This is a genomic window from Anaerosporobacter mobilis DSM 15930, assembly GCF_900142955.1.
GTDB lineage: Bacteria > Bacillota > Clostridia > Lachnospirales > Lachnospiraceae > Anaerosporobacter > Anaerosporobacter mobilis.
Map to the genome: position 1 here is coordinate 1 of NZ_FRCP01000017.1, position 11,942 is coordinate 11,942.

The window sequence follows — 11,942 nt, forward strand, 5'->3', positions numbered from 1 at the left end:
TGCATTACTACGTATGAACCGAAGCATACAGTCTGAAGGAACATTTGGAATAATTAAGTGGGACAGATCTTATAAACGACTGTTCCGAAAAGGTGAAAAAGCAGTTATTTTGGAATTTACATTGATTTCGTGTGGCTTTAACCTTTATAAATACCATAACAAGAGGAACAGAACCCCGCTTGTTGTATAAAAATATGGCAGAACGAACTGCTTTAGAGCCTGTATTAAGAGAAGGCTTGGTTCGTATACTCATTTTTTCAAGAGAAAGACTATAAAAGATAAAACAAGGTCACTCACATCAGCTAATGTGAGTGACCTTGTTTATTAAGGGAGTTTTTTTACAGCCCCTATGCGTTATATTGTAGTAAATTTATAAATAGTTACATAATCATATTCTTGTTCTGCTTTGATAATCGAGGATGGGAAGTTTGGTGTATTACATGCATTTGGATAAAATTGTGTTTCAAAACACACCCCGTCTCTTGCCTTGTACGTAACTCCGCCTTTGCCAACTTCTCCATCTAAGAAGTTTGCAGTATACAACTGCATACCTGGAGTATCTGTATACACTTCCATCTTACGTCCACTTACTTCATCAATCAATTCTGCTACAAGGTCAACATCAGATGTCTCATGGTTTAATACATAATTATGATCATAACCATTTCCTTGCTTTAAAGGTTTGTAGTCTGCATTCATGTCCCTGCTAATTGTTTTTGCAGTTCTAAAATCCATAGGAGTTCCCTCTACATTAGCAAACTCACCTGTTGGGATTAAATTATCATCGGTTGGTGTGAATTGATCTGCATTAATCCACACTTTATGGTTCATTACAGAACCTGATGCATGTCCTGAAAGATTAAAGTAGGAGTGGTTTGTAAAGTTTACTACCGTATCCTGATCAGATACCGCAAGATATTCTATTACAAGTTCATTATCTTCTGTTAACGTATACGTTACTGTCACGTCAAGATTTCCCGGAAATCCCTGCTCCATATCTGGACTCAAACGTGAAAACTCAATTGTTGATGACTCTTCATCTTCATAATATTCTGCCTCATAGATGAATTTGTTAAAGCTTTTACTTCCAGAATGTAAGTTATTATTACCATCATTCTTCTCAAGCTCATATGTCTTACCATTGATTATAAAGGATGCATTACCAATACGGTTAGCATGTCTTCCAATGAAAGATCCAAATCCCGGTGAATTCTTAGTATATTGATCAAGATTATCGTATCCAAGAACTACGTCTTCTAATTTTCCTTTTGCATCTGGTACGAATAGATTCACGATTGTTGCACCATAATCACTGAATACCACTGTCATTCCTGATTTGTTCTTAAGGGTATAAAGACTTGCTGTCTCCCCATCTTTTGTCTTACCAAAGACCGTTTTCTTAATGCTCATACTAACTCTCCTTTTATATTCCAAGTCTATTTCGTCAACTACGTACTCTTTATTATAGAGAAGAGTTTTGCAATTGACTGTCCATGTCTACTCTTATTATACATTATTTTATATAAAAGAACATAATCATTTTAATAATATGAGTTATTTTCTTTTATAAATCTTAGTTTCCTGACGTTTCTATTTCTTGTTCGTTATAATCCTTTGTAACACTATTTTAATTATATTAGATACATCGGTTAATAGCGTTGTTTTCTCCTTCGTCCACTGTGAATCCGAATTACGATCACAGAATGCTATAATGATATTCTCACTCAGTTCAAATTCAAACAGAATAATTGCCAATGTTTTCACTCTTCGAGAACGAAATTGCCTTTGTAGATATTGCGGTATCTCTTTTTGTTGATAGATTACAATATTGGTATGTTTAAATGTTTTTACTAATTCTTCGCACTCTCTTAAATTAAGTTTCTCATAGGATTGTGTAACTTTGCGATTCTCTTCCCCTTTACTATTCCATTCAACCTGCTTTTCATAATAACTTAATTCATTCGTTTGACGAAACAATAAGATTTCTCCAACATATATATACTGTACAAGATTGTGAATAATCTTGTTTAGTGCACTACATAAATCGTCCTCCGTTAATGCAATTTCTAACTCTCGACTTAAAAAGTAACCCTTACTTTGTGCTATCCTAAGTTGTGCTTCTGCATTCTCACGTCTGTCTCTTTCCCTAAATAATTCTATGTTTTTTCGAACTGAACTACATAACCTTTCAACTATATCATTAAGAAAAACCATTATTGGTGATTCGGGTGGTACTTTTTCTTTTACTAGGATATCAAGCAATCCGATACATTTATCATCAACGTTAAATGGAATGCCATACACGTACACCTCATTCACGTTATCGTATACATAATTCGACTCTCTATTCTTTACCAGCTTATACAGGTTACGAAAAATTTCTCTACCTTCGCGATTCTCATAGTATTGATAGAGTTCCTCCTCTATATAAGGTTTCCGTATTATATTACAAAGTGTCCTCCCTACATAATCTGTTATCGTACAACTTATATTCATCATATCAGAAAAGCTTTTTATAGTTACCAACAACTCTTCAATATTGAACAAATCAGTAAAACGTACTGATTTAATTAAAATTTCACCTTTTTTAATTGCTTCAAATTTCGCTTGAAAAGCATCGTGACTTACTTCTAACTCTTTTTGAAGAGTTTTAATTCCAGATATATCTCTGAGCGCACAATCAACATAATGGTCTTTCTCAAAAATTCCATCCGAATCCATATACACACAAAACCCCTTCACCCAGATAGATGATCCGTCTGCTTTCCTAATACGATACTCCATCTCAACTCTTTTTGTACCTTGTTTTTTAGTACTCATAAATTCTTGTACCACACTTTTCATATCCTCTTTCATTACAAGATCACGAAAAGTAATATTCTTAAGATAGAAATCTTTACTGTTATACCCTAATTTCTTAACATTTGGTGTTACATATTCTACTGACCAATTATCATCTAAACGTATGCGAAAGAATATGGTATCATTGACTGCTAGTAAATTGGTTAGTCTACTTTTTTCATATTTTAGCCAAAGTATCTCTTCTTCAAATTCCTTTTTACTAAGTATCAAATGATAAGATCCTAAGATTCCCACTACCGTACCATTCTTGTTTATAATAGGAATTCGTTGAATATTAATAAATCGTCCTTGTCCATTACTTGGTTGAATTAATTGCATAACATTCCAAAGCGGTTGCTTTGACTCAATAACTCTAGTCTCATTCTCAATTAATAATCCCGCTGATTCATTATCATAATGGTTTTCTATATTCTCAAATCTTATCCCTCTTGTTTGTATATCCTCTCTGCAAAAATAATTTACACTTTTTAGATTTAGTTTCTTATCCTTCCAGAATAGCCTAGGAACATGATTCAAAAATTTATCACCAAAACTTTGATTTTCTGTATAATCCAGTAGCATAACTACAATATGTTTCCCATCTAGTACTATTGAATTCACCTCAAGGTCGATACGTATCTCTCGAATTCCTACCAATATAGGAATATCTATTAATATATCCGTCCCTCTTTCCAAAGCTTGTTGCGATGCCTGTGATTTTAACTTTAAGTCAGGCATATAACGTAATAATTTACCATCCGGTACCAAGATATCCTTTGCTCTCTTATTAATTGCAATAATCCTACGTGTTTCATATATATAGATTACTACTGGAAAATTAATATAATCCACTAGCTGTTGATATTTTAATCTTTCCCCTATCTTCATACCTGCCTCCTCTCATTTGTTATTTTTAAAACTACAATATCCGCATGCCTTTTTAACAGAAAGACAATATTGGCAAGGATTATCAAACATATTTTTACAATCTTCGTTTATAGATTGCATACCAATCATAAAACCACATATTGTATTTTCTGGTATAAATTGCATAGTACCATTTAAGGTTATTCCTAACTTCCTACCATTAAGTAGTTTGTATAATTTATCATTATCTAGCAAATCTATTCCAAAATATCCTGGACCAAGAATAGGGGTGAACACCCTCTTTCCAGACTGTATCTCTTTCCTCTTATATTCTTCAATTATATGGTCACGATGTCCTTGTAAGGCAGCATATTTCCATGCTGTCTCATAGTACTGATCTAGCAAGTCCACCCTTTGTTTTCTTTGTTTATTGCTTGTAACTGCACCTATATCTCTATCATCATTTTCAATAACAGTTACAATAAATGCTATTATAGATTTTATATCATGAAAACTATCTTGGTCAAATAACTTCGCATGTATTTTCTCTTCGCCTAGTACTAACTCTCCATTTCCCATACGAAATTCAGTTGGGTTAAGGAGCTTTGATACACTATAAATCTTACAGGTTTGTGTTAACTTTTGAAGAATCTCATTGGACATTTTTCTTTCTTCTTCATTCAAAAGACTATTCCCTTCTAATTGATTAAAGTATACCTCTATGCTATAATTATTAAGCTTCTCTTCTTGATAGATACAGTTATCCACTCGTACTTTCCTTTCCGATTACATATACAGAATACTATATATTTTAATAAAGTGTGTTTAAGAAAAACACACTTTCATCGTTATATAAAAAACACTGCCTCCATTAGTATGTAACTAATAATGAGACAGTGTTTCGTACAACTTAACACAAATTAAATTGTATAAGTAATCAATCCATTAAAACAATATAGCTATTTCTGTATAAAAATTAGACAATTTATATATTAGAAAAAGGTACACTGATTAAATTGCTTGATTATAATCTTGTTACGTTTGTAGCTTGAGGTCCTTTAGCTCCGTTAACGATATCGAATTCTACTCCTTGTCCTTCTTCAAGAGATTTAAATCCTTCCATGTTAAGACCTGAGTAGTGAACGAATACATCGTTACCTTGTTCATCAGAGATGAAACCGAAACCTTTTTGATTATTGAACCATTTAACTGTACCTTTCATATTCAATTCCTCCAAAACAAATAATAATATATGTTGCACCTAGCAACTAGGCATATAATAACATTTTTCCTAAAGATTGTCAATATATTTTTCATTCAACATCGGAAATCGGTATTAATACTCATATAAGTGAATAATATGTCGTAAATTGTGCGACATTAATAAAATAATTTAATAATAAGTACACTTAACTTTACTTTACTAGCACAGTAAAGCAACTAATTGTTGCTTTATTAAAATGATACTTTTTGTTGCTTTTAAAGTCTTTTTCATATTAAATTGGTATAATAGGGTAAATTAGTCTTGTATTATCGAATATAGGAGGAATATATGTCATCTGATAACTTATCGCTCTCACAAAAACTCAGAGAGTTGCGTACGATTCATGGGTATACACAAAAATATATTGGCGATTACTTAAACATTACAAGACAAGGGTATGCGCATTATGAAAAAGGTGGACGGACGCCTGATAATCAAACCTTATTACAACTTGCAGTTCTATATAATTTGAGCATAGATGAATTGATAAATAATAGCCTTATTCCAAGCACACTTCACGAAGAAGCACCTTATTCTACATATGAACGCTTAAATATCGAGAATTCGAAAACGAAAAGTATCGTTCAACCTAGTAATTCTATAGAAAAAAATCTACTGCAAAATTTTAGGCAACTTCCCCCCAATATACAATTGGACATACTTGAGTATGTTAAATATCGACGTTATAAAAACCAAAAACAATAGATTTCATATCTATTGCTTTTGGTTTTTATAACGTTTGTCGTTAATTTTGCACTTATATTTTCATAACTATCCGAATCTACTTTCTTCTTATGCTCTTCTATCGTAAAATAACACAAAACTCGCTATGCCACTCAGTATTTCTAAGTTATCTTATGATGAAAGAACGTAATATTATTTTTTGAGTTTCGTAATTTTTACTATTAAATATGCAAAAATTACTACTATATATTTAGATAAAAAAGTAAAAGCTATATTCCTATCGTACAGTAAAGAATTATAGCAGCTTGTACTATCAATATTGCTGGCATTCCTATTGTAAAGGTTTTGTGTTTTGTCTTATGTCTAAACTGTTTCATACCTAGTAAGCTGCCAATACTTCCACCTAGTATCGCTATAAGAAATAATGTCTTTTCTGGTATTCTCCATGCACCACGTTTTGCCTTACTTTTATCAATTCCCATAATAGCGAATCCGATAATATTCATCACTACTAAATAAATCAGTATAATTAAAATATTATTTTTGCTTATGTTTTCTAAAAAAGTCATACATACCTCCATTATTAATCTAATTAAAAACGCAGAAAAGAACGCTTTGATCAGTTCATTGCGTCCTTTTCTTCTACTATACTCTATTCTTCAGTTGATTCAGCCGCTGCTTCTACTACTTCTTCTGAAATCTCAATTCCTAGTTCTTCTAATTGTTTTTCCTCAACAATATTAGGTGCATCTGTCATTAGACATGAGGCATCTTTTACTTTAGGGAATGCAATTACATCACGGATACTATCTTCTTTTGCCATTAACATCACAAGGCGGTCAAGTCCATATGCAAGTCCTGCATGTGGTGGTACACCATATTTGAATGCATTTAACAAGAAACCAAAACGATCATATGCATCTTCTTTGCTGAATCCTAATACTTCAAACATCTTCTCTTGTATATGGTTTTGGAAGATTCTCACGCTACCGCCACCAATTTCGGTACCGTTTAATACGATATCATAAGCTTTCGCTCTAACTTTTCCTGGTTCGGTATCTAATAAATCAAGATCTTCTTCCATTGGCATTGTAAATGGATGATGCTTTGCAACATATCTTCCTTGCTCTTTTGAGTACTCAAGTAATGGGAACTCTGTTACCCATAAGAAATTGTATACGTTCTTATCAAGTAAGTCTAAGCTTCTTGCAATTTCAAGACGTAAATTACCAAGAACATCGAATACGATATCATCTTCATCAGCTGCAAATAATAATAAGTCACCAGGTTTACCTTGCATAGCAGTAACTAAAGTATCTAATTGTTCCTCTGTCATGAACTTAGCAAAGGAAGATTTGTATGTTCCATCTTCATTGATAGCTAAGTAAGCGAGACCTTTTGCACCAAAGCCTTTCGCGAATTCTACTAAAGCATCAATCTTCTTACGAGGCATTGCACCTTGTCCATCTGCATTGATACCTCTTACAGAACCACCTTTTTCTAGGGCACCTGTGAATACTGCAAATCCGCAATCTTTCACCACATCTGATACATTCTTAAGCTCCATGCCAAAACGTAAGTCTGGTTTATCAGAACCGAAACGATCCATCGCTTCTGCATAAGTCATTCTACGGATTGGTAACTGAACGTCGATACCAATAGTTTCTTTGAACATTTTTTGTAATAATCTTTCATTTACAGCGATTACATCATCTACATCTACGAAAGATAATTCTATATCGATTTGTGTGAACTCTGGTTGACGATCCGCACGTAAATCTTCATCACGGAAACATTTTACGATTTGGAAGTAACGATCATATCCAGAACACATTAATAATTGTTTGAATAGCTGTGGAGATTGTGGTAATGCATAGAAATTACCTGGATGAACACGGCTTGGAACAAGGTAATCCCTTGCACCTTCTGGTGTACTCTTTGTTAGCATTGGTGTTTCAATTTCAAGAAATCCTTCCTCTGCAAGGAATTGTCTCGTTAAGGTAGCTACATTACTTCTCATAATAAGATTTCTTTGAAGGTCTGGTCTTCTAAGATCTAAGTATCTATATTTCAGACGTAAGTCTTCTTTTGTATTGCTCTCTTCTTCAATTGGGAAAGGAGGAGTTTCTGCTTCTGATAAAACACGTAGCTCGGTTGCGCGAATCTCAATTCCACCAGTTGCCATATTCTCATTCACAGCGCCTGAACGTGCTTCCACTTTACCAACAACTGCAATAACGAATTCACTTCTTAATTTACCAGCTTTATCAAATCCATCTGTTCCGATGTCGTTTTCGTCGAATACGATTTGAAGAAGACCAGAACGATCTCTTAAATCTACAAAGATAAGACTTCCTAAATTTCTTCTCTTTTGTACCCAGCCCATTACCGTCACAGTTTCACCGATATTGGCTTTTGATACTTCTGTACATCTGTGAGTTCTTGATAACCCACGCATTGATTCTGCCATGTTGTAATCCTCCATATACTCTTAACGTAATTTCTATCTAACTAAAGTAATACTATTACTTTAGTTAGATTATTACATTTAATATTGTCATAGTTATTCACTTTTTCCATTTGATAATAACTTTATTATATATGAAATGCAAGCGAATTTTAGATTCTATAGAAAATATGTTTCAATCTTATTCAGATCAACTTCTACTTGTTCATGTGACTCCATGTTTTTTATAGTTGCTTTGTTAGCAGAGATTTCATCTGCACCAATAATTACTGTGTTCTTAGCTCCAATTTTATTGGCATATTTCATCTGAGCCTTCACACTTCTGTCCATATAATCTGTTTCAACAACAACGCCTTCATCTCGTAATTTATTAACAATACGATACGCTGCTGCTTTTGCTTCTTTACCAAGAATACCTACGTATAATTCAGGTACGGTTTCTGGCTCAAGTTCTACTCCTTCTTTTTCAAGGAAATAGATAATTCTCTCGATACCCATACCAAAACCAACACTTGGAATATTCTGCTTTTCATCGATTTCATGAACAAGGTTATCATATCTTCCACCACCGCATAAGGTGAAACCATCTTCATTAACGAATTCAAATACTGTCTTTGTATAATAATCAAGCCCGCGAACTATTCCTGTATCAATTTCATATGGTATTTGTAGTTCATTTAATAGACTTTGTAATTCTTCAAAATGTTCTCTACATTCATCATCAAGATAGTCAATTGTTCTTGGAGCATTTTTTACAATTTCTTTACAAGTTGGCACTTTACAATCAATAACACGAAGTGGATTTTTGGCCATTCTCTCTATACAAGTTGAACATAAGTTTTCTTTGTGTTGTTCAAGATAAGCAAGCAGTGCATCATTGTATGTTTTACGGCAATTTGCACATCCAATACTATTAATGTGTAATTTTGCATTCTTTAATCCAATTTCTCGAATAAATGTGGTTATTAATGTAATTAGTTCAACTTCCGCTAATGGGCTCTTAGAACCTACGAATTCAACACCAAATTGGTGATGTTGACGCAAACGACCACTTTGTGGTTGTTCATAACGGAATGCTGGAGTCACATAGAATAACTTGGTTGGGCCACTTTCCGCATATAGATTGTTCTCTAAGTACGCACGAATTGCACCTGCTGTACCTTCTGGTTTAAGAGTAATACTTCTATGTCCTTTATCTTCGAAAGTATACATTTCCTTTTGCACAACGTCTGTTGTTTCTCCAACACCACGCTGGAATAACACGGTATGTTCGAATACTGGAGTAATAATCTCTTTAATATTATAAGCTTTACATAACTTTCTTGCTAATCCTTCTATTAAAGTTCTCTTATGCATATTACTTCCATACCAGTCCTGGGTACCTTTTGGTCTTTGTGTAATCATGTGACTCCTCCTTTATCTCTAATAAAAATAACCATGCGCCTACCATAGTTGTGTGAAAGATATACTTTCACACTAATACCTGTTACATTATTAACTTTAATTCTTCGTGTTGTTTATTGCTCTCTATAATACTTTTTATTTTAACAAATTCTGCTGAGTGAACCATTTCTAGGAAAGCTAAGAAGATTTCCATATCAAAGTTCTTAACTTCATCAATCATTAATTCCACTGCAGTTTCTATTTCAAAGGCCTCTCTATATGGACGGTCTGAGACTAATGCAGCAAATACATCACATGTACGAAGTATTCTAGCACCTTTTGGAATATCATAGCCTTTTAGATTATCCGGATATCCTGACCCATCAAAATTCTCATGATGGTGGTAAATCGACTCTAAAATCAAAGGTGAAAACTCATATTTACTAAGTATATCATAACTAAATTCGGAATGCTTCCGCACATATTTCATTTCTTCAATTTGCAAGACATTCTTTTTGCGTCCATAAAGGTATTTGCTTAGACGTAACTTTCCAATATCATGTAGCAGACCAGCTTTGGCCATTTCATAACAATAGATGTCTTCCATATTCAACTTCATAGCTAAAAGTCTTGCCAAATTACTTACAATGATACCATGCCTAATTCCCTCAACCAAATCCTCGTTGGCTATATCGGCCATTTCATCATTGTACTGAAGCTCTTCTATTGTTAGAAAATCAACCATTCTTCGCACCTCTTTCTCAAATCACGTCATTACTTCGCCTTACGGCTAACAAAAAAATCCAGGATAAAAGCAATTATCGTAGTTGTTTTGCATTAGCAGAAAGAACTTTCTCTTTCCTTTCAATCATTTCATCTACCCTTGCTATATAATCGGTCACGCTCTTAACATTCTCAGCACGTTCTATACGATATCCGTCAGGGAAAACAAACTTAGAAGCTGCTCCTGCTCCAAGCGCTAGTATCGTTTGTTTCTCTTCCATTATCAGAATATTATAGATTCCTTCTTTTCCTTCTCTTGCATATCCTATGTTCTCAAGATTTTCTGCCATATTCTTTTGCCTATATAGATAATATGGTTTATAATCTGCTTCCTTGGTATACTCAAGACATACATCAAGCATACCCGATACATCTTTCGCTTCCAATCCGCTATATTGATCTTTGTAGATATTCAAATTCGCAGCACGTTTTATTGCTAGTGTATGAACCGTTAAACTATCTGGTGATAGCTTATCAATCTCACGTAATGTATCTTCTACATCTTCTCTAGACTCACCTGGTAAACCAATAATAATATCCATATTAATATTATCATGACCTTCTTCTCTGGCTATAGCAAAGGTTTCTCTAATTTGATCAACAGTATGTTTTCTTCCAATCAAATCAAGTGTTTCTTGTTTCATCGTCTGTGGATTAATAGATATTCTCGAAACACCTTGTTCTTTGAGAATGCGAAGCTTATCTCTTGTAATACTATCTGGTCTTCCCGCTTCCACAGTAAATTCCTTTACATGAGTAAAATCGAATTCCTTACGAATCTTAATTAGCAATCTCTCTAATTGCTCTTCGTTCAAGGTTGTAGGAGTCCCACCACCTAGATATACGGTTGTTAATCGTTTATTCGGACAAGCATTCTTAGCATATTCGATTTCTTTGAATAGCGCGTCGATATAATCATCAACTAGATGCGAAAATCTCTCTAAGGAATAAGAGGCGAAAGAGCAGTACAAACAAGTACTTGGACAAAACGGTATTCCAATATAGATACTGTACCCATTCTTATAATCAATCTCTTCTAGAATCCTATGTTCTCTTGTAACGATGTCCATACACAATTTTGTCTTCTCTTTGCTACAAAGATATTCATCATACATAAAACTTTCAATCTTATCAAGTGTTTCTCCCTGTTCTAACTTTTCCATTGCAAGCTTAGTTGGGCGGATTCCTGTTAAGGTTCCCCACTGTAAGGTTAGCTTTGTTACCTCAGATAATACATTATATAGTAATCGCTTCAGAACATTTTTCTTATTCCTACGCTCATCATCAAGAACCGTATCTGACTTCGATAAGATAGGTATTCCATTCTCACTGAATGAAATACCTATCTGGTTCTTATCATACGATACTGTTAACACACGCTCTGCTTCTTTTTGATCATCAAACGTGATATCTTCTTTTGTAAAGAATGCCTTAGTCAATGATTGTATATCATATTCAAAATCTATATTAATTAATTTAATCTGTATCATAATTTACACCCATCTGCACTAGGCTATTAAGCCTATGTGCGTATAAATACTAATGTGATAGTGCTCTTCTTTCACACTTACACCCATCTGCACTAGGCTGTTAAGCCTATGTGCGTATAAATACTAATGTGATAGCGCTCTTCTTTCACACTTACACCCATCT

The 11,942-nt window shown here is 33.7% G+C and carries 11 protein-coding genes; 2 read left to right on the forward strand and 9 right to left on the reverse strand.

The features are described from left to right. On the forward strand, positions 1-190 hold a 190-nt coding region (locus BUB90_RS16120), incomplete at its 5' end, for a transposase (protein ID WP_073289474.1). Between the two features lie 164 nt (positions 191-354). Here the strand turns inward: BUB90_RS16120 and BUB90_RS16125 are convergent. The 4 genes from BUB90_RS16125 to BUB90_RS16140 form a co-directional block, all read right to left on the reverse strand. After that, a complete protein-coding gene (locus tag BUB90_RS16125; protein WP_073289475.1) occupies positions 355-1,410 on the reverse strand; it encodes an aldose epimerase family protein in 1,056 nt (351 codons plus the stop codon). A gap of 180 nt (positions 1,411-1,590) precedes the next feature. After that, a complete protein-coding gene (locus BUB90_RS16130) occupies positions 1,591-3,729 on the reverse strand; it encodes a PAS domain-containing protein (RefSeq protein ID WP_073289476.1) in 2,139 nt (712 codons plus the stop codon). A gap of 12 nt (positions 3,730-3,741) precedes the next feature. After that, a complete protein-coding gene (locus BUB90_RS16135; protein ID WP_073289477.1) occupies positions 3,742-4,476 on the reverse strand; it encodes a hypothetical protein in 735 nt (244 codons plus the stop codon). Between the two features lie 256 nt (positions 4,477-4,732). Next, positions 4,733-4,930 carry a cold shock domain-containing protein gene (locus BUB90_RS16140; RefSeq protein WP_073289478.1) on the reverse strand — a complete coding sequence of 66 codons (198 nt, stop codon included), beginning with the start codon at positions 4,928-4,930 and terminating at the stop codon, positions 4,733-4,735. A gap of 330 nt (positions 4,931-5,260) precedes the next feature. Here BUB90_RS16140 and BUB90_RS16145 point away from each other — a divergent pair, with 330 nt between their 5' ends. After that, the gene (locus tag BUB90_RS16145) at positions 5,261-5,677 is read left to right on the forward strand and encodes a helix-turn-helix domain-containing protein (RefSeq protein WP_073289479.1); all 417 of its coding nucleotides are present in this window, start codon (positions 5,261-5,263) and stop codon (positions 5,675-5,677) included. A 248-nt stretch (positions 5,678-5,925) separates the two neighbouring features. Here the strand turns inward: BUB90_RS16145 and BUB90_RS16150 are convergent, their stop codons facing one another. The 5 genes from BUB90_RS16150 to hemZ all read right to left on the reverse strand — a co-directional run bounded on the left by BUB90_RS16150 (position 5,926) and on the right by hemZ (position 11,779). Further along, positions 5,926-6,225, reverse strand: coding sequence for a DUF1294 domain-containing protein (locus BUB90_RS16150; RefSeq protein ID WP_073289480.1), 300 nt, complete (start codon positions 6,223-6,225; stop codon positions 5,926-5,928). 83 nt (positions 6,226-6,308) lie between these two features. Further along, a complete protein-coding gene (gene aspS / locus BUB90_RS16155; protein ID WP_073289481.1) occupies positions 6,309-8,126 on the reverse strand; it encodes an aspartate--tRNA ligase in 1,818 nt (605 codons plus the stop codon). 156 nt (positions 8,127-8,282) lie between these two features. Then, the gene (gene hisS / locus BUB90_RS16160) at positions 8,283-9,527 is read right to left on the reverse strand and encodes a histidine--tRNA ligase (protein WP_073289482.1); all 1,245 of its coding nucleotides are present in this window, start codon (positions 9,525-9,527) and stop codon (positions 8,283-8,285) included. 82 nt (positions 9,528-9,609) lie between these two features. After that, entirely contained in the window at positions 9,610-10,251 is a 642-nt protein-coding gene (locus BUB90_RS16165; RefSeq protein ID WP_073289483.1) for an HD-GYP domain-containing protein, read from the reverse strand. 73 nt (positions 10,252-10,324) lie between these two features. Beyond that, positions 10,325-11,779: a coproporphyrinogen dehydrogenase HemZ gene (hemZ, locus tag BUB90_RS16170; protein WP_073289484.1), complete on the reverse strand. Its 1,455-nt coding sequence runs from the start codon at positions 11,777-11,779 to the stop codon at positions 10,325-10,327. Positions 11,780-11,942: the final 163 nt, after the last annotated feature.